The sequence below is a fragment of the Nodosilinea sp. AN01ver1 genome (assembly GCF_050565655.1).
Lineage (GTDB): Bacteria > Cyanobacteriota > Cyanobacteriia > Phormidesmidales > Phormidesmidaceae > Nodosilinea.
In genome coordinates this window covers 123,322-140,359 of the sequence record NZ_JBNXVS010000006.1, presented here as the reverse complement: position 1 = coordinate 140,359, position 17,038 = coordinate 123,322, and the positions used below count along the sequence as shown (strand labels likewise).

Annotated in this window: 17 protein-coding genes; 5 read left to right on the top strand and 12 right to left on the bottom strand. The window is 57.8% G+C overall.

Annotation, left to right across the window (positions count from 1 at the left end):
- Position 1 precedes the first annotated feature (1 nt).
- The 3 genes from ACQ4N7_RS07795 to ACQ4N7_RS07785 form a co-directional block, all read right to left on the bottom strand.
- Positions 2-667 (bottom strand): SDR family oxidoreductase, encoded by a 666-nt coding sequence (locus ACQ4N7_RS07795; protein ID WP_430711047.1) that lies wholly within the window; start codon positions 665-667, stop codon positions 2-4.
- A gap of 205 nt (positions 668-872) precedes the next feature.
- On the bottom strand, positions 873-1,430 hold the full coding sequence (locus ACQ4N7_RS07790) for a hypothetical protein (RefSeq protein WP_430711046.1): 558 nt from the start codon (positions 1,428-1,430) through the stop codon (positions 873-875).
- Between the two features lie 202 nt (positions 1,431-1,632).
- Complete coding sequence (locus ACQ4N7_RS07785) at positions 1,633-3,114, bottom strand: hypothetical protein (protein WP_430711045.1); 1,482 nt, start codon at positions 3,112-3,114, stop codon at positions 1,633-1,635.
- 261 nt (positions 3,115-3,375) lie between these two features.
- On the opposite strand from ACQ4N7_RS07785, the gene ACQ4N7_RS07780 reads away from it, so the two are divergent.
- Entirely contained in the window at positions 3,376-4,299 is a 924-nt protein-coding gene (locus tag ACQ4N7_RS07780) for an alpha/beta fold hydrolase (protein ID WP_430711044.1), read from the top strand.
- On the opposite strand, the gene ACQ4N7_RS07775 is transcribed toward ACQ4N7_RS07780, so the two are convergent.
- The 3 genes from ACQ4N7_RS07775 to petJ all read right to left on the bottom strand — a co-directional run bounded on the left by ACQ4N7_RS07775 (position 4,296) and on the right by petJ (position 6,047).
- Positions 4,296-4,778 (bottom strand): hypothetical protein, encoded by a 483-nt coding sequence (locus ACQ4N7_RS07775; RefSeq protein ID WP_430711043.1) that lies wholly within the window; start codon positions 4,776-4,778, stop codon positions 4,296-4,298. The two genes, ACQ4N7_RS07780 and ACQ4N7_RS07775, sit on opposite strands and share 4 nt — an antisense overlap.
- A 55-nt stretch (positions 4,779-4,833) precedes the next feature.
- A complete protein-coding gene (locus tag ACQ4N7_RS07770; RefSeq protein WP_430711042.1) occupies positions 4,834-5,634 on the bottom strand; it encodes a tetratricopeptide repeat protein in 801 nt (266 codons plus the stop codon).
- Between the two features lie 83 nt (positions 5,635-5,717).
- Positions 5,718-6,047, bottom strand: a complete 330-nt coding sequence (petJ, locus tag ACQ4N7_RS07765; protein WP_430711041.1) for a cytochrome c6 PetJ — start codon at positions 6,045-6,047, stop codon at positions 5,718-5,720.
- 160 nt (positions 6,048-6,207) lie between these two features.
- Here petJ and ACQ4N7_RS07760 point away from each other — a divergent pair, with 160 nt between their 5' ends.
- The gene (locus tag ACQ4N7_RS07760; protein ID WP_430711040.1) at positions 6,208-6,648 is read left to right on the top strand and encodes a BlaI/MecI/CopY family transcriptional regulator; all 441 of its coding nucleotides are present in this window, start codon (positions 6,208-6,210) and stop codon (positions 6,646-6,648) included.
- Complete coding sequence (locus tag ACQ4N7_RS07755; RefSeq protein WP_430711039.1) at positions 6,648-7,538, top strand: M56 family metallopeptidase; 891 nt, start codon at positions 6,648-6,650, stop codon at positions 7,536-7,538. Before ACQ4N7_RS07760 ends, ACQ4N7_RS07755 begins: the two co-directional genes overlap by 1 nt.
- Positions 7,539-7,555: 17 nt before the next feature.
- Here the strand turns inward: ACQ4N7_RS07755 and ACQ4N7_RS07750 are convergent, their stop codons facing one another.
- From ACQ4N7_RS07750 to ACQ4N7_RS07725, 6 genes are all read right to left on the bottom strand, one after another.
- The gene (locus ACQ4N7_RS07750; RefSeq protein ID WP_430711038.1) at positions 7,556-8,134 is read right to left on the bottom strand and encodes a hypothetical protein; all 579 of its coding nucleotides are present in this window, start codon (positions 8,132-8,134) and stop codon (positions 7,556-7,558) included.
- A gap of 326 nt (positions 8,135-8,460) precedes the next feature.
- Complete coding sequence (moeB, locus tag ACQ4N7_RS07745) at positions 8,461-9,633, bottom strand: molybdopterin-synthase adenylyltransferase MoeB (RefSeq protein ID WP_430711097.1); 1,173 nt, start codon at positions 9,631-9,633, stop codon at positions 8,461-8,463.
- Between the two features lie 75 nt (positions 9,634-9,708).
- Entirely contained in the window at positions 9,709-10,230 is a 522-nt protein-coding gene (locus tag ACQ4N7_RS07740) for a M67 family metallopeptidase (RefSeq protein ID WP_430711037.1), read from the bottom strand.
- Between the two features lie 22 nt (positions 10,231-10,252).
- The gene (locus tag ACQ4N7_RS07735; protein WP_430711036.1) at positions 10,253-11,932 is read right to left on the bottom strand and encodes a TolC family protein; all 1,680 of its coding nucleotides are present in this window, start codon (positions 11,930-11,932) and stop codon (positions 10,253-10,255) included.
- A 215-nt stretch (positions 11,933-12,147) separates the two neighbouring features.
- Complete coding sequence (locus ACQ4N7_RS07730) at positions 12,148-13,557, bottom strand: TIGR03279 family radical SAM protein (protein ID WP_430711035.1); 1,410 nt, start codon at positions 13,555-13,557, stop codon at positions 12,148-12,150.
- A gap of 41 nt (positions 13,558-13,598) precedes the next feature.
- Positions 13,599-14,543, bottom strand: a complete 945-nt coding sequence (locus ACQ4N7_RS07725) for an undecaprenyl-diphosphate phosphatase (protein ID WP_430711034.1) — start codon at positions 14,541-14,543, stop codon at positions 13,599-13,601.
- A 477-nt stretch (positions 14,544-15,020) separates the two neighbouring features.
- Between ACQ4N7_RS07725 and ACQ4N7_RS07720 the strand changes: the two genes are divergently transcribed.
- Together ACQ4N7_RS07720 and ACQ4N7_RS07715 are read left to right on the top strand one after the other, a co-directional pair.
- Positions 15,021-15,668 carry a DUF3120 domain-containing protein gene (locus tag ACQ4N7_RS07720; protein WP_430711033.1) on the top strand — a complete coding sequence of 216 codons (648 nt, stop codon included), beginning with the start codon at positions 15,021-15,023 and terminating at the stop codon, positions 15,666-15,668.
- Between the two features lie 135 nt (positions 15,669-15,803).
- Positions 15,804-16,820 (top strand): FHA domain-containing protein, encoded by a 1,017-nt coding sequence (locus ACQ4N7_RS07715; RefSeq protein ID WP_430711032.1) that lies wholly within the window; start codon positions 15,804-15,806, stop codon positions 16,818-16,820.
- The last annotated feature ends 218 nt before the right edge of the window (positions 16,821-17,038 follow it).

The window sequence follows — 17,038 nt, the reverse complement described above, 5'->3', positions numbered from 1 at the left end:
CCTACCAGGGCAGAACCTCGCCGTTTGAGTGCCAGAAGGTGCCAGAGTTCTCCAGGGTCAGCTCATCGACGCGGGCCAGTAGACCTTGGACGGCTTCGGCGGGGGTAATGCCGCTTTTGGTGAAGCCGGTCATGCGGGTTTCTACCAGGCCTGGATGCAAAATCGCCACGGCGATGCCCCTGGGTTTGAGGTCGTGGGCCAGCGATTTGCCCGCCATCGACAGCGCCACCTTCGACATGCGGTAGCCGTAGGAACCGCCAGAGGTGTTGTCGGCGATCGAGCCCATGCGGCTGGTCATCAAGGCGACCTTTGAACCATTGGATAAGTTGGGCAGGAGGGCTTTGGTCACTCGCAGCGGGCCGATCGCATTGACTTCAAACTGCTGACGAATGCTGTCAAAATCGAGATCTTCCAGGGTGACGCGGTGAAGAATGCCAGTGTTATTGATCAACACATCTAGCGCCGTGCCCTGAAGCCGTTGAGCCAAGTCGGCTACCGAGGCTGCATCGGTGATATCAACGCCCGACTCTGTCTGTATCCCCAGGGCGTTTAGCTCATCGGAGGGCTGGCGGCAGACCGCGATCGCGCGATCGCCCCGCTGCTGAAGCTGCCGGCAATACTCGTAACCAATGCCGCGATTTGCGCCGGTAATCAGGTAAGTAGCCATAGGTAGAATTTCGCTTGCGTCTTTGCTTCACTGTCGCAAAGTAGCGAACCTTTGCATAACCCCCCAGGGATTTCCTTGATGTATCTACCCGAGCGAGACGCCTGTAGATACGCAAGGCGAAGGAAAACTGTGTAAAACAATTTCCGTCCGCCTTGGCAAATGCAGCTGTCTAAGACAGCTATCTATAGCTCTCTAATCTATGTTTCTAGGGAGTTTCGACTGGGGTCTGGTTGGGCTCCGCCTCGGGCTGGGCTGGAGTAGCTGGGGCCTCGCTGGCCTCAGGTTGGACTGGTGCTGCCGGGGGCGGCGATTGCACTGGATTGTTCAATTCCACATTGATCTCAGGCGGCTGTGCCGAACTGGGGGCCGGGATGACTTCCTGAGTGCGCTCGACGGTGCGCTCAATGATGGTGGTTTCGTTGTCGGCAGGCTCTGGGCTCACGGCCTCAGGGGTAGGGTTCGCTGTGCCTGGGACGGGGTTTTCTTCGCTGTAAACGTAGATCAGGCCGCCTATGACTGCGGCTAGGGCCGCCAGGGCCAAACCGAGAATTAGACCGGCAGACACACCGTTGTCTTCTCGCAAACGAGCATTTTCTTCGCGAATTCTGGCCTCAGCGGCTAGCCGTCGCTCGTGCTCAAGCTGTTGTGCAGACTTACCTCTAACGTACCCATCGCGGTAGGCAATTTCGTCGTTAGTTACGGGGCGAGTGTTAATTGACGCTTCAAAATCCCGATTGCGGGGATCAGTATTTCGAGTAGCCATACTGTAATTGGCCTCCTATGAAAGAAGAAAATGATGTATTGCGAATAAACCTTTTAATTTTTGAACGAGCACCCTCGAACATGATTCAAGGTAACAATTGCAACATCAATTCAGCCTCTACCCCGATGGATACCGACGAGGAAGAGATCGCACCTTCAGTTATCTATCGATAGACAGATAAACCCTTTAGAAGGGCTTTAAATTATGACTTGCCCTCTGGGCTACTCTGGGTCACATTGTAGATTTGGTAGCGCTCCTCAATCAGGCGATCGACATCGGCGGCGGCCAGGCGCTTGACGTAGTTGAGCTTGAATTCTTCGAGAAAATTCACCACCAGCGCTTCAAGTTCTTCAACATCTTCATTTTCTTTGAGCTGAAGCCTGAACGTAGCCACTAGCTTTTGCACCAGTTCTTCGGTCAGCTGACCTCCCGACTGATTTTCTAAGGTGCCTTTGAGCACGCCGTAGAGATTGGCGGAAAGCTGAGCGACCACCCGCTGAGCCACCTGGTCGGGCAGATCGCCAATGCCGGGCAGCATCCGAAACCCTTGATAGCCGGGGGCGCGATCGAAGGCCTGGGTAACGGTGTGCTTGAGCAAGGCATCGATTTCGGGTTTGACCTGGGGCAGCACGTTGTAGACCATCAGCGCCGCCATGCGCTGAGTGAGGACTTCTAGCTCGTCAACGCCGCCAACTTCGATGTAGCGGCGCGATTTGGGTTCGAGCAGAGCCTCGGCCACACTGCCATCGCGCACCAGCGACTGCATCTGATCGATAATGCGCAGCACCACAATTTCAGTAATTTCGACCGCCACGTGGCTGATCACAAAGCGGCTAATGCGGCTTTGAAAGGGTTCTAGATTGATCAAATTGGACTGGTTGACGCGAATTGTGACCGGAATAATGCGCAGCAGGGCTAGCCAGGGCAGCCGCAGCGCGCTAAAAGGAATAATGAGCAAAATGTCGTACCAGCGCCAGAGAATGGCATCTTGCCAGGTGAAGTTTTTGTAGCGGCGATCGAGGTAGATGCTGCGGGCCAGCAGCTCCAGGCCAAACAGCAGATTAAACCAAATATCAACGCGCCAAAACAGGTCTACAAATCCGCCGTGAACCGCAATCCGCCGAAAGAAGTTGGTTTCAATCAGAGGCTGAATTTCGCTTCTGAAAAACGCCATTTCAGCAGAAAAGCCCGCGCTACTGAGGTGATCTGCACTCCAGAAGTCGGTGAAAGCATCGGTCGATGACTCAACGCCAATGCGATCGCGCATTTTGTTCTTAATCTGTTCCAGATTGCCGGAGCGATTGGCAATCTGAAACGGGTTTTCGGCGATCATGGCGGTGCTCTGCTGCTGCAAATCACTCAAAATAGACTGCGCCTGTATCGAAGTTAGACCCGTCTGAGCCACCTGTTCTTCAAACTTGTCTACGGTTTCCAGGTAGTTGGCCGTAAATCGATGTGGCTCAATGCCTTTGAAGGTTTCACCGTACCAGGTGGTCACCCGGGGCAGCAGCCGCAGATACTGATCTCGCAGGGGAATATAGCTGAGGTCACCAATTACTAGCGCCAGGTTAAGTAACGCCACGGTCGCCATCAGGCGCTCAAACCACAGCGATTTAGAGCGACGGGCATCAAATTTAGAAAATTCACGGCGCGACGACTGACGGGGGCGAGATAGGGCGGCCATAGGAGCAGGCTTAAGAGCATTCCTCTGAAACAATGCCTGGTATTCGCCGTTTTGTCATCCTTACCAAGCCTTCTCCGCTAAGATTCGCTACCATTTTAGTGAGGGCGTGTCACCAATTGTGGCCAAAAGCCCGGTATATAAAGCCTTGCTACGCCCGACCCAAAAGACAGGCTAGGGGCTGTAACCCTCGATTTTTCAGCGTTTAGCACCTGATTGATGGCAGCCCCTACGTTTGTTCACAGAGTCGCTGGCTACAGTTCTATGTCTACCGCCTTTGCTCCTCAATCGGCCAGTCCATCCCCTAGTTCAGCCCAGGGTACCTACTGGTACTGGCGCGACCAGGCTATTCACTACGTCATGGCCGGAGAGGCGCGGGATGATCGCCCGCCCCTGCTGCTGGTCCACGGCTTTGGCGCATCGACCGACCACTGGCGCAAAAATATAGAGGGACTCAAAGCCGATTTTCAGGTCTGGGCGATTGATTTGCTGGGGTTTGGGCGATCGGCCAAGCCCGACTGGCAATATAGCGGCGACCTGTGGCAGGCCCAGCTGCACGAGTTCATTACTGAGGTGATTGGGCGTCCGGTGGTGCTGGCGGGCAATTCCCTCGGCGGGTACGCGTCGCTGTGCGTGGCTGCCAACCATCCTGAGTCAGCCGCTGGGCTGGTGCTGCTCAACAGCGCCGGGCCGTTTTCTACCCCGGCCCAAACGCCGCCGTCGCCGCCCAACCCGATCGCCAAGGCGATTCAGTCGATCATGCTACAGCCGCTGCCGAGCTGGCTGCTGTTTCAGTACGTGCGTCAGCCCGCCACCATTCGCCGCACCCTCAAGCAGGTCTACCTCGACCAGTCGGCGATCACTGACCAGCTGGTCGAAGACATCCGCCGCCCCGCCCTCGACCCCGGTGCCCCCAAGGTATTTGCCTCGGTGTTTAAATCTCGCCAGGGTGAAAAGGTGGACGTGCTGCTGCAAAAGCTCACCCGCCCCCTGCTGATGCTCTGGGGCGAAGGCGACCCCTGGATGAACTGTCGCCAGAAGGGAGCCCAGTTTCGCGAGCACTATCCCTCGCTGACGGAGCACTATCTGCAGGCGGGCCACTGCCCCCACGACGAGGTGCCCGACCAGGTGAATAGTTTGCTCAAGACCTGGGTGCTGGAGCAGGTAGTTGGGCAGATGGAGAACTAGGGAACATCGACAACGACGGTCGATTCGATTTTCTGGCCGTTGTGGGTTAGGGCCTGGTGGCTATTGGTGTTGAGACCTACGGTAATTTCGTTGCGTCCGCTGGGCAACTGAGGCAGATGCAGCCAGGGGCCGTAAATGCGCGACACTTTTTCGCCATTGATGTAGATATGGCCGTGGCCTGCGCCTGGGCTATTGGCCTGGTTGACCTGCTCGGGGGCAAAGCTAAAGTTGGTGGTCTGAATTTCCAGGTTCCAGCCCTGCACTGGGTCGGGGTAAGCGACCAAATTAATCGTTGGCACGGGCTGCCCTGCTGGAATTTCGAGCGTGCTGTGATGGCTGTCGCTCATACCCGGATTGGAGGTGTGGCCATGCCCCATATCGGCCCGGGAGACAAGAGGGCCACCGCTGAGGGCCAGAGCCAGGGTCAGCAGGGCCAGAGTCGGTTTGAGCAGCGTTTTGGTAGTGGAATGAAATAGCATCGGTCTATCCGTTTGTACTTCAATCGATAAAAGTGAAATTGTTGGGTTCAGCCCTCTAGCCCAGCGATGTGCTGGGGGTTTGCCACTCATTGAGCAGGGTGAGAATGTAGTGGTGCAGGTGGGGTTGCCCCTGGGCTTGAGCACAGTCTGCGGCCTGGTAAAGATCGGCTAGGCTGCCAGCGCGATCGCCTAAGCCATACCGCAGCACCCCCCGTTTCAGGTAGGTGCGGGCGTGGTTTGGCTCTAGCGCCAGCACCCGGTTGAGGTCGGCCAGGGCATCACCGAGGCGACCCAGCTGATGACAGGCGCAGCCGTGGTTAAACAGCGCCCTGGTATCGCTGCTATCGATCGCCAGGGCCCGATCGAAGTCGCGCAGAGCGGCCTGGGGCTGGGCGGCCATGAGCTTGGCCAGACCGCGATCGTCGTAGATGTTGGCCAAGGACGTTGAATCTGAGGCCAGCACCACTGCCTGGTCAAAATCGGCGATCGCATCTGCAAAGCTGTGCAGGGCAATCTGAACTAGCCCCCGGTTGTAGTAGGCCCGGTAGTCGTTGGGGTGGGTGGCTAAAACCTCGGTGTTGTCGGCGATCGCCTCGGCAAAATGACCGCTGCGGTAGAACGCCAGCCCCCGGCTGAGGCGGTAGTCAGCGGCTTCTGCCTGGGGATCGATAGCGCGATCGATCGCCTGGGTGCAGGCGGCGATCGCGTCGCTATAGCGCTCCTTTTGGACGGCCATTAAACAGCGATCGCCAGATGCGCTCGGCGTAGCGGGTAGTGGTTTGGCCTGAGCTAAACTGGGCCAGCCCAGGGAAAGCAGCAGCCCTAAACAAATTGCTATCAATCGAGAACCATGCATAGCCACCTCTGACGATAAAAGCCCCGCTTGCAGAGTTACAACGCACAAGCAGGGCAAAAGGAACTGGAGAAAGAAACTTGAACCTACCAACCCTGCTCAGCCTGACTGAGCACATAGGCCGCGACATCGGCAATATCGTCATTGCTCAGCCGCCCTTTGAAGGCGGGCATGGCGTTTTTACCGTTAGTCACCTGGGTTGCGATCGCCTCGATAGAGGCCATATCGTACTTTTCTAAATCGGTCTGCTTTAGGGTTTTGGCTCCATTTACCACGTTGCCGCCACCGATATGGCAAGCGGCACAGTTATTGCCAAAGATCTGTTCGCCTTGCCCCAAATCAACCGCCTGGGTGGGGGGCATCCAGAGCGCAAAGGCACTCAGCACCGCTGCCAATGCCAAAGCAATTTTTTTCATTGCCGTTTACTCACCAAAATCCTGTTTTGAGAATTGTCTGGGGAAACGCCATTTCAATCAAAAGACAGCTCGTCAACTATTACGAAACACTAATCCATCGTCTAGGCAGCATTCCTGCCCATCCCCTAAACTAAAACGTACTCTCGTCCCGCCTCTATCGATGTCTCCCCTTCCCCGCCATCGACCGCACCAGCTCTCTCTCGGCCCATTAGAGGCCGAAATTCTCGCCATCATCTGGGCTAAAGGCGGAGCCACGGTGAAGGAAATTCACGACCACATTCTGGCCGACCCCGATCGCGACCTGGCGCAAGCTTCGGTGACGACGGTGCTTCAGCGTCTAGCCAAAAAAGGGTGGCTGCGGCGGGTTACCCACGAAAAATCTGGCCTGCGGCGGCGGGTGTATCAGTGGCAGCCTACGGTCTCTCAGCGGGAGGCCAAATTGCTTACTGCTCACCAGCAGCTGCAAAACTTTTTGGCCATCGGCAGCCCCGACATTGTGGCCGCCTTTGCCGACAGTCTGGATACCGCTGAGCTAGATCAGCTCGATGCGATCGCCGAACGTCTGCGCGCCCTGCGCAACAACCGGCAGGAGGACGCCTAATGCACAGCAGCCTGGTTTTGCTCACGATTTTGCTGGCGGTGGTCTGGCGGTGGCAGTGGCGCGGTAGCCAGAGCCAATCGCCCTATCGCTCCTGGCAGGTCCGCTGGGAATCTGCCCTGGGCCGCTTTTGCCTGCCGCCTCTGACCATTGTGCTGGTCGCTGGGGCGGTGCTTGCCATGGGGCACCACGGCACCATGATGGGCTGGTCGGTTAGCCCAGTGGGGTGCTGGGTCAGCCTGGGAGTGCTGTTCTGGTTTGGCGGCGTGCTGGTTTACTCGCTGGGCCGCGCCTTCTGGATGCACTGGCGGCTGCGACAGTACCCCACCATCACCCTGCCGCAGGGAGAGGTGGCTCGCTGCGTGCCTACGGATGTACCTATAGCCGCCCAGGTAGGGCTGTGGCGATCGTCGCTGCTGGTCAGCCAGGGCTGGCTCGACCAGCTCACTCCCTCTGAGCAGCGGGCGGTGCTGGCCCACGAACAGGCCCACGCCGACTATCACGATCCGTTCTGGTTTTTCTGGCTGGGCCTGCTCCGGCGCTTTGCCTTCTGGCTACCCAACACCACGGCCCTGTGGGAAGACCTGCTGCTGCTGCGAGAAATTCGGGCCGACCAGCAGGCCGCAAACAGCAGCGATCGCCTCCTGCTGGCAGAGTTGTTAGTGAAACTGGCCCGTCAGATGACTCTGGCTATGCAGCCTCCAGAGTTAGAGGCTGATCTGGACGCCTGTGTGGGGTTCAATGAACCGCTGTCAGTCAGCCGCTTGGAACAACGGGTCGATGCGCTGCTTGCCCCAGCCCCTGAGTTTGAAACCCAAACTTCAGGACTGAGTCGCTTGGCCTGGCTAGTAGCGGCGGTGCTGCCCCTGGCAACGACCTGCCTCCACACCTAGTTTCAGTTTCGCCGCTTTCAAAGATCTAGCTGGGCCTGTAAAGCCGGTAGGTCTGCTTTGAGAAATACGGCCATACGACCCAGGTAGGCATTTCCAGCGCGATCGTAGGCAATCTCTTGCCAGTAGGCAAACCGTTCCCCCTCGCGCACTTCGCCCCGCAAAAACAGGCTGGGGTTATCGGTTGGTGCCGGTCGGCGGCCCCGCTCCGGGTAGCGCAGCAGTATTTCGGCCTGACGGTAGTCGTTGAAAATCTCCTGACCGTAGATGGCCCGCAGCGATTCATCCAGGCGATCGCTGTCAATGGGGTTAGCGTAGTCGACCAGACTAAAGCGCTCGGTGCGAATCTGGCGGCGATCGGGGTTGGGCACCACACCACTGACTGGAAACACCGACGCCTGAAAGGTGAACCGCTGCCCAGGGGACACCAGGCGGTTGATTGTTAAACGCTCGTTGGGGCCAGGCTCGAGGGTAGGATTGTTGCGGATCCACGTCTCGGCGAGGTTTACCGTCTGACCCGGCAGTGCCCAACCCGGCTGGGCGGTAAAGGCCAGAGTTGCGATCGCCCAGCCAAGCCCACGCTTAAACCCAATCACCATTGCCCCACCTCTCAAGAAACCCGTGCTCGATGATAACAACTGTCGGGCTCAACGAAGCACTTGCGTCTTGATCAAAGGCGAACAGTCAAGTTAGTTACACCAGTGTGTTGCGGTACTCGCCCAGCAGAGCGTCGTGGCCGGAATGAGGGATAGAAAATTGAGCCACGGAATCATGCGTGGTGTCTTTAGCTCAGCGGATCGGCAGGGTTGAACGCCCCTGATAAACAGAACGCCCCGATGGAGAGGTTTCCACCGGGGCATTTAGGGTTTGCGGGTGTCAGATTATCCTGACCGGAATCGATTGTGGGCAATGCCCACCCTACGATTTAATACTCAGGCACGGAGGAATCTACCTCTTTGCTCCAGGCCGTGATGCCGCCTTTGACGTTGGTGCCCTCAATGCCGTGCTGCTTGAGAATGCCCAGGGCCTTAGCCGATCGCCCGCCCATCTTGCAGTGCACAATCAACCGATGGCCGTTGAGCAGCGACTTTACCTTATCGACGCCATCGCCGTTTTCGATGTCGGGCAGCGGCACCAGCACCGAGCCCGGAATGCGGGCGATCTCGTACTCATTGGGGTTGCGCACGTCGAGCAGCAGCACGTTGTCGTCACCACCGTCGAGCACCTGCTTGAGTTCGGTTACGCTCATCTCAGCGAGGCCAGCTTTCTCTTGTTCTTCTTCCATACGCGCCTGGGGAATACCACAGAATTCGTCGTAGTCGATGAGCTTTTCGATCACGGGGCGCACCGGGTTGGGGCGCAGCTTCAGCTCTCTAAAGGTCATCTCCAGGGCATTGTAGAGCAGCAGGCGACCGCTGAGGGTATTGCCCGTGCCTAAAATCACTTTGATGGTCTCATTGGCCTGAATAACGCCGATAATGCCGGGCAGCACGCCCAGCACGCCGCCCTCGGCGCAGGAGGGCACCAGCCCCGGCGGCGGCGGTTCCGGGTAGAGATCGCGGTAGTTGGGGCCTTCCTGGTAGTTGAAAACCGTCGCCTGCCCCTCAAAGCGGAAAATCGAGCCGTAGACGTTGGGCTTACCCAGCAGTACGCAGGCGTCGTTGACCAGGTAGCGGGTGGGGAAGTTATCAGTGCCGTCCACTACAACATCGTAGGGTTCAAAAATATCCAGGGCGTTCTCAGCGCTGAGCCGGGTTTCGTAGAGGTCGACCTGGCAGTGGGGGTTGATTTCGAGAATGCGGCTTTTGGCCGACTCAATCTTGGGCTTGCCCACCCACGACTCGCTGTGGATTACCTGGCGGTGCAGGTTTGACTGGTCAACGACATCAAAGTCAACAATGCCGATGCGGCCAATGCCAGCGGCGGCCAGATACAGCAGCAGGGGTGAACCCAGGCCCCCGGTGCCTACGCAGAGCACGCTGGCAGCCTTGAGCTTTTTCTGCCCGTCTAGGCCTACTTCCGGCAAAATAATGTGGCGGGAGTAGCGCTCGTACTCCTCTTTGGTGAGCTGAATGTCGTCCAGATTAGGGTTGAGCATGGCCTCGCGAGAGAAACTGTGGCGGTAAAAACAAAAAACGGCCTGGGGCACGACCGTTTTTGACATCTTTTCAGCTTAGGACAAGAACGGGGCTTTGTTGGTAGATGATTCGATCATTTTTACAGGCTCGGGCTGGAACTGGTTTTGGTCGTCGAGCCGCCAGCTCTTGAAATCGATGGCCTCGCCCTGCACCACCGACACAATGACGTAGGAATAGACCGGCCAGGCTAGAACGCGATCGCACTCCGAAGGCACTGCCGCATGGTCGGGGTGCGAATGGTAGATGCCAATAATCTCCAGCCCCTGCTCGCGCGCCTGCCGCTGCACCGCCAGCAGGTCAGCGGGGTCAATCCAGTAGCGATCGCGCTGACTCTGGCCCTGCCCCCCGCCCTCAGCATCGGTGTAGTCCAGCAGTGAGGGCTCCCAGGCGTTAGCTACAGGCACGATGCCGGTCACCGTTCGACCCATTTCCTCAGTACCCCCAGCGGCAAACATCCGCCGCCCCAGCAGCAGGCCGCAGCCCTCGCGGGGGTAACAAGCGGCAAGCGCCTGGGCGATCGCCTGCAGGTGACCAGCCTCAATATAAAGAGCAGTCATAGGCCGTTACCAAGGTTTTCCCCTAAAGCTCAGTATCGGAGATTTCAGGAGGAGAGCCTAGGTTGCTGACCGCCCGCTCTAGACGAGCCAGGGCGCGGTTGTAGTCGAGCACGGCGGTCACCAGGTTGCCCTCGGCCTCGGCTAGTTCGCGGGTGGCGGTGAGCACATCGAGCTGGGTACCTACCCCGGCGTTAAAGCGTAGGGTAGCCAGCTCCAGCGCCTCCTCGGCCTGGTTAACGGCCACAGAGGCCGTGTCAATATTGGCCTGGTTGGCCACCAGCGTGTAGTAGGCTTCTTCTACCTGAACGCGAATATCGTTGCGGGCGCTTTCAAACTCGAACTCGTCGGTTTGAATGTCGAGTTCGTTTTGGGTTGCCCTGGCTCTGGCGGCACCGGCATCAAAGAGCCGCCAGCTCAGCTGTGCCCCCAGCGAAAACCCATCCCCCAGGCTGGAAGATGCCCCTGTGGAAGAACTAAGTAAGCTTTGGAGACCATACTGGCCAAACACACCCAGACTGGGTCGCACAGCGGACAGACTAATCCGCCGCTGGGCATCGTTAAACTCCCGCTCAACCAAAAACTGCTCTAGTTCAGCCCGATTTTGATAGGCCAGCACAATGCTTTCTTCTAGAGAAAGCGGCCAAGCGCCCGCTATGTTGACCGCCAGCGAGGTCAGCTCGATCGACGGAGGCACATTGAGCCGTCGGGACAGCTGCCGTTGGGCAATTTCTCGCTGGCTGGCGGCCTGGGTCAGGGTTTGACGGGCATTGGCAACCTGCACCTCGGCGCGCAGCACGTCGAAGCGGGTGCCGACCCCGACCTCTTCGCGCAGCTGGCTGTCGCGCAGGTTGCGCTCGGCCTCATCCAAAAAGGCCTGGTTGATGCGAATCTGCTCGATCGCCTCCTGCACGGCGTAGTAGTCGGTGATGGTGTTGAGCCGCAGATCCTCGCGGGTTTGCTCCAGCTGGAGTTCAGACAGCCGCACCTGCCGCTCTGCCGCTGAAATTCGGGCCGATCGCTCCCCCGACAGGCCCAGGTCATAGTCGGTTCTGAGGGTGCTCGATGCAGTAGTACTGGTGACATCGCCGCCGCTGCCAAACTGGCTCCCCCCTGAGGAAGACTGGTTTGTGGTTTGCAGACTGCCGGTGAGATCGACGGTTGGGTACAGCGAGGCCCGCTCGGCGCGCAGCCCGGCCTGGCTACGCTCTAGCTGCAGCAGGGCAATGCGCAGCTCCTCGCTGTTGCGGTAGGCCAGCTCGATGGCGGTTTCAAGCGACAGGGGCTGGGTGCCCACAATTTCGACCTCTTCGGGGCGCGTCGGCACCAGCAGCGGATTGGCCTCAGGGGTTAAGTATTCAGGCGGTACATCAAACCCCTCGTCGGTCGGTCGATCGGACTGCGGCAGCGGCAGGCCTGACTGACTCGAAGCGGGCAATTCCTCTTCGTCGCCGTCGGTCGAGAGGGGCACGGCCTCCTCACCTGGTTCTAGCCCCTCACCCGCTGGGCTAGCGGGTGTAGCCTCATCAGGCATGAGGGGCTCTGGGTTGGCTGGAGCCTCTGCCTCGACCTGGGCGATCGCCGCCCCGACCGCATTGTCAACCTCGGCCCCAGCATCGGGGGCGGCTAGCCCCGCAGCAGACCAGCCAGATAAAGTAATGCCTAAGCTTAGGGGTATCAGGCAGCGTCGATAAGAGTAAAGCATAGGCACCATGGGCTATCAGCAGCGAAAATGAATCACCAACCGGGAAAATGCAATTTTCTGCCTCAGCTTTTTAGCATATCGGCATCAGGGATTACTTTAGCCAACCCCCCGGCAATCTGCACCCTTAGACAGAGCCCAACTGACTCCGTTGCACCAGAGGATTAGCCACAAAATTTTCCCGACCATAGCTTAGCAAACTAAACGGTTTAGTACAATCAGGACGGCGTCCAATATCCGGCAGCGGGTTGCAGGGCGGCAAGCTGGTGGGCGGGTAACTCGCCGCCGCAGGCCTTGACCAGGGCGTCGGTGTCATCGACAGGCAGCACCGAACAGTTGAGCTGCTGGCTGACTGTAGCTACGCTCATGTCGTCCAGAAACAGCGTGTCTTGAGGGTCGCCAGAGTCACTGGGTTTGAGCATGACCGTAGGCAACAGCAGGGCGTCGCCGAGGTTGCGATGCCGCAGCCCCAGCAGTAGATCGTGGCCAGTGAGCAACCCCGTAACGGTCATGTCGCGGCCCCAGTAGTCGCTGGCCAGGGCGGCTAAGTGTACGGTTAAGCCCTTCACCTGGTTGAGGCGATCGACAATTGGCTCAAAGGCGTGCTCGACCGCATTGCCCACCACCCAGGTAAGGGTGCGGGGTGGGCTCACAGCTTCAGGCAGGTAATCTTCCGCCGACTGCTCAAAGGCTTTGAGAAACTGACGAATCGACCCCACGCCGTTGCCCAGCTGGGGATAGTCTTCGTAGTGGCTCTCGGCGGGCACCTCCTGTTTGGCGATTAGGAACCACTCGTCGGCCAGCCAGACAAAATTGGTGCCGAACTGCTGCCGCAGCTCGTTTTGAAGCGCCTGGACCTGGGCAATGACCTGCCGAGCCTGGGCCTGGGTGACTGGGGTGAGCTCGTCATCCTGGGGTCGAAACCGGGTCAGGCCCACAGGTACTACCGCCGCTGAGGCCACCGCTGGAGTTTCCCCACGGTGAAAACGAGCCAGATCCCGCAGCGTGGTCTCCAGGTGGTCGCCATCATTGATGCCGGGGCAGACCACCACCTGGGCATGAATTTGCAGCCGCTGCTGCTGAAACCAGGCTAGCTGATCAAGAATTTGCCCTGCTCTAGCGTTTTTTAACAGGCGCGATCGCACCTCTGGCTCCGTCGCGTGCACCGATACGTACAGGGGCGACAGCCGCAGCTGGGCGATGCGCTCCCACTCCTGGGGCAGCAGGTTGGTGAGGGTCAGGTAGCTGCCGTAGAGAAAGCTGAGCCGGTAGTCGTCGTCTTTGAGGTAAAGGGTGCCTCGCTTGCCGGGGGGCTGCTGATCGATGAAGCAAAAGGGGCAGGCATTGTTGCACTGCATCAGCCCGTCGAAGAGAGCCGTTTCGAACTCCAGTCCCAGGTCGTCGTCGATATCCTTTTCGATGTCGATGTGGTGAGTTTTGCCGCGCTGATCCAGCACCTCTAAGGCCAAATCCTCGTCGGCGCAGAGAAAGCGGTAGTCGATTAAATCGCGCGGTTTCTGGCCGTTGATGGCTACTAGAGAATCACCTGGCTCAAAACCAATTTCTTCGGCAATAGAGCCAGGCAGTACGCGGGTAATGCAGGCAGGGCGGATGGCCAAAGCAGCCATAGCGAGTTGGGCCTCAGACGAGCAAAATGTGCTCCCCTATCTTAGATGTTTTGCATTTTTCCAGTCGCCAAGGCCAGTAAAATAGCGGCCCCAAAGGCCAGGCGGTACCACACAAAGATCCAGGTGCTGTGCTGCTTGAGAAACTTCAGCAGCCAAAAAATAGCCAGATAAGACGAGACCACCGCCGCTATAGTTCCACCCAACAGCGGCACTAGGCCATTAGAGTCAAACCCCGTTTCTAACAACCCCCCAAGTTCCACTAGCCCAGCCAGGGTAATCGCAGGCACCCCCAGCAAAAACGAAAACCGGGCCGCTGTAGCGCGCTCCAACCCGATAAACAGGCCTGCCGTTAGGGTTGAACCCGATCGCGATACGCCCGGAATCAACGCCAGGGCCTGGGCAAAGCCCATCGTAATGCCGTCACGCAGAGTGAGCATTTCAAAGGTGCGCTTCCGGTTACCAGCGACTTCAGAGGCTGCCAGCACCAGCGCCATCAGAATCGATACCACCGCGATCGTTGAGCTGTTACGCAGCGGCGAGTTATCAAAGTCGGGAATAAATGCCTTGATCAGCAAACCGCCCACCACGATGGGGAGCGTGCCCAGCAAAATGCCCAGCCCTAGGCGAAATTCTAAGGAATCAAACTGCTTGCTGAAGGTGGCCTTGACCGTGCCGACGGTCACCTGGCGCAGATCATCCCAAAAATAGTAGAGAATCGCTGCAATGCTGCCCAGCTGGATGACAGCCGTAAAGGCGACCCCCGGATCGCCCCACCCCAGCACCACGGGCACCATTTTGACGTGGGCCGTGCTGCTAATCGGCAAAAACTCAGTCAACCCCTGCACAATACCGATCACAATGGCTTGAAACAGGTTCAGGTCCTGCACTATAGGGATGGCGGTGGGGTTAGCAATCGCGTCATTTGCTTGAGCTAGCTGAACCGCCAGGCCCATCAGAGGAGGCAACTCGAATAATGGATTAGTCATAGTACGCAATCATAGTCATAGATGATGATGTGCCGTTGCCCCATTGGCGAGCCAGAGCTGTATGTACTGGACTCGTTACTGAATTGTCTAGCGCAAAGTTGTAAGCAGCAAAATGCACGGCCAAACCGCTTGAGCGCACCTTTGAGCTTTTTCTTAAAATAAGTACACTAAGGTAACTCGGTTAGCAGCCTGGTTAAACGCAACCATAAAGTCACTGTTGCGTATTGTACGGGGTCGAAGTGGTTGTCTACTCTGTCGTTGCGCTTCTTTTTACAGGCTTAACCTGCACCACAGCGAACTGTGAACCTGAAGACAACCTTAATAGTTGGCTAATCTACCCCAGGGCCGAGCAATGCCCCCCTGGGGCATGTTATGTTAACAATGATTAACCAAACACTCAGAATCCCATTGAGCCTTTCCTATAGTTCCGGATCAGTTAAAGCAGCGCTGCCGTGGTTGGCCCAGGCGCGCAACTGGGTGGCGCGCTCTACGATGCAGCTCCAGGTGTTTGGGGCGGCTCTAGCCCTAGTCATTCTGCCTGTTTTTGTGCAGGCTCCCCTGGTTCGCTACTTTCCTTGGGTTAGCCTGGCCATGACGCCCTTTTGGCTGTGGCTGGGGACATGGTTGATGCAGCGCACTAGGTGGCATTTTTGGGGTGACTTGATTGTTGGATTTGGCTGGATTTGGCTGACGGGTTCGCTGTACTGGGGTTGGTTTCGCTGGGAGCCGGTAGCTCACCTGCCAGTTGAGGCCCTGGGTCTGCCGATCGCGCTCGTCTGTCTGCGCCAGGGTTGGGGACGGGTGGGCAGCTACTTTTTCCTGGGTTCGCTGCTGGGTACTGCCGTTACTGACCTCTACATCAACTGGATGCATTTGTTTCCCAGCTGGCGGCAGCTGATGCTGACAAGCCCCGATTTAGCCCCTCTAGTGCTGCGGGCGGCCAGCGCTACGCTAGATACTGAGGTGGCGGCCTGTCGGGCCGTGGTGCTGGTGGTGTTTTTGCTGGTGGCGACGGCGATCGCGCTAACCACCTCCCGACAGCTAGCCTGGTGGGCCTTTGGTGGAGCCGTGTTCAGCACCCTGATTGTGGATGGTTTGTTTTTTCTGACAGCGGCTCTGGCTTAGCAGCGTGATAGGGTTTGCATCTCTGGCATAATAGGGGCAACTCAGGGATATTTTGGGGTTGTCTGCGGCGATCGCTGTCAGGATTTTGAGCGATCGCGCCCAATCGATCTCAGGCTGTGCCCTTATCATACCGACGTGACTACTACTTCTGGCCCCTACCTTGCGCTTAAAACCGGCTCTGGCGATCGCCAGCTGTCTTTGGTAGGCGGCAGCTATTGGACTGTTGGCCGCGGCGACGATAACAATTTTGTGCTGCCCGATCGGTGGATTTCTCGCAATCACGCCATGTTTCAGGGCACCGATAACGGTAAATTTTATTTAATTGATCTGGGCAGCCGCAACGGCACTTTCGTAAACGGGCGACGGGTCAGCGTTCCCGTTATTCTGCACGACGGCGATTTGCTGACCTTTGGCCAGACCGAGCTGCGGTTTTACTCACCCGTCGATACGTCTCTGGCAGCTGATGTTACCCTGGGCGGTGCTTTCAGCAACGATAGTACCGCTACGGCCATGCTCCACGTGCGGCAGCTCATCTCGGTGGTGGTGGTCGATATTCGCGACTTCACCGTCATGACTCGCCAGATCGACGAAAAAATTCACTCTGAGGCCATCGGCACCTGGTTTCGTCGAGCGGGAGAAATTATTGGCCAGTACGGTAGCTGGGTCGACAAATATATTGGCGATGCCGTAATGGCGGTATGGATCCATGGTGCCGATGGAACCGATGACGCCAGCATGGTGCAAATTTTGCAGGCCGTTAGCACCCTGGCTGCCATGACGGGGCAGCTCCACCAGCAGTTTCCCCTGCCCTTTCCGCTCAGAATTGGGGCTGGCATCAACACTGGCTACGCCATGGTGGGCAACACCGGCAGCAGCGATCGCCCCGACTACACGGCCCTAGGCGATACCGTTAACGCCGCCTTTCGCCTGGAGACCTCCACCAAGCAGCTGGGACTTGATATTGCTATGGGTGAAACCACCTATAACTATCTGCAAAAAGTTGGCCGCTCCACCGCTGACTCCCAAAAAAACGGGTTGAGTGACTCATTCTTCAAGCGTTTTACCCTAGAGATGAAAGGCTACGAAGCCCCTATGACGATGTGGGCGGGCACCTTTGACGACCTTGACCAGTTTTTGGCCGAGGTTTTGTAGTTTACTGCCCCCCATACCGTAGTCATTCGGGTCGAGCAGTTAGCGATTCAAGCGATTCAGTCGAATTTACCAGCCCAACGCCGCTGTCTTGGGGTGAGAAAAGGCGGCTAATTGAGGCGATCGACTGCGGGGGCTGCCGTCTGCACCCTGTCTAGTGGCAGTCAAGTCTGGAAGGGGCGTAGGCCATCTTTTTCGATTCGGTCGGTCTAGACGGTGGT

Excerpts from the sequence above, each read along its gene's own strand:
- ACQ4N7_RS07795 (WP_430711047.1), bottom strand. The coding sequence starts at position 667 with ATGGCTACTTACCTGATTACCGGCGCAAATCGCGGCATTGGTTACGAG.
- ACQ4N7_RS07790 (WP_430711046.1), bottom strand. The coding sequence starts at position 1,430 with ATGGCTACTCGAAATACTGATCCCCGCAATCGGGATTTTGAAGCGTCA.
- ACQ4N7_RS07785 (WP_430711045.1), bottom strand. The coding sequence starts at position 3,114 with ATGGCCGCCCTATCTCGCCCCCGTCAGTCGTCGCGCCGTGAATTTTCT.
- ACQ4N7_RS07780 (WP_430711044.1), top strand. The coding sequence starts at position 3,376 with ATGTCTACCGCCTTTGCTCCTCAATCGGCCAGTCCATCCCCTAGTTCA.
- ACQ4N7_RS07775 (WP_430711043.1), bottom strand. The coding sequence starts at position 4,778 with ATGCTATTTCATTCCACTACCAAAACGCTGCTCAAACCGACTCTGGCC.
- ACQ4N7_RS07770 (WP_430711042.1), bottom strand. The coding sequence starts at position 5,634 with ATGCATGGTTCTCGATTGATAGCAATTTGTTTAGGGCTGCTGCTTTCC.
- petJ (WP_430711041.1), bottom strand. The coding sequence starts at position 6,047 with ATGAAAAAAATTGCTTTGGCATTGGCAGCGGTGCTGAGTGCCTTTGCG.
- ACQ4N7_RS07760 (WP_430711040.1), top strand. The coding sequence starts at position 6,208 with ATGTCTCCCCTTCCCCGCCATCGACCGCACCAGCTCTCTCTCGGCCCA.
- ACQ4N7_RS07755 (WP_430711039.1), top strand. The coding sequence starts at position 6,648 with ATGCACAGCAGCCTGGTTTTGCTCACGATTTTGCTGGCGGTGGTCTGG.
- ACQ4N7_RS07750 (WP_430711038.1), bottom strand. The coding sequence starts at position 8,134 with ATGGTGATTGGGTTTAAGCGTGGGCTTGGCTGGGCGATCGCAACTCTG.
- moeB (WP_430711097.1), bottom strand. The coding sequence starts at position 9,633 with ATGCTCAACCCTAATCTGGACGACATTCAGCTCACCAAAGAGGAGTAC.
- ACQ4N7_RS07740 (WP_430711037.1), bottom strand. The coding sequence starts at position 10,230 with ATGACTGCTCTTTATATTGAGGCTGGTCACCTGCAGGCGATCGCCCAG.
- ACQ4N7_RS07735 (WP_430711036.1), bottom strand. The coding sequence starts at position 11,932 with ATGCTTTACTCTTATCGACGCTGCCTGATACCCCTAAGCTTAGGCATT.
- ACQ4N7_RS07730 (WP_430711035.1), bottom strand. The coding sequence starts at position 13,557 with ATGGCTGCTTTGGCCATCCGCCCTGCCTGCATTACCCGCGTACTGCCT.
- ACQ4N7_RS07725 (WP_430711034.1), bottom strand. The coding sequence starts at position 14,543 with ATGACTAATCCATTATTCGAGTTGCCTCCTCTGATGGGCCTGGCGGTT.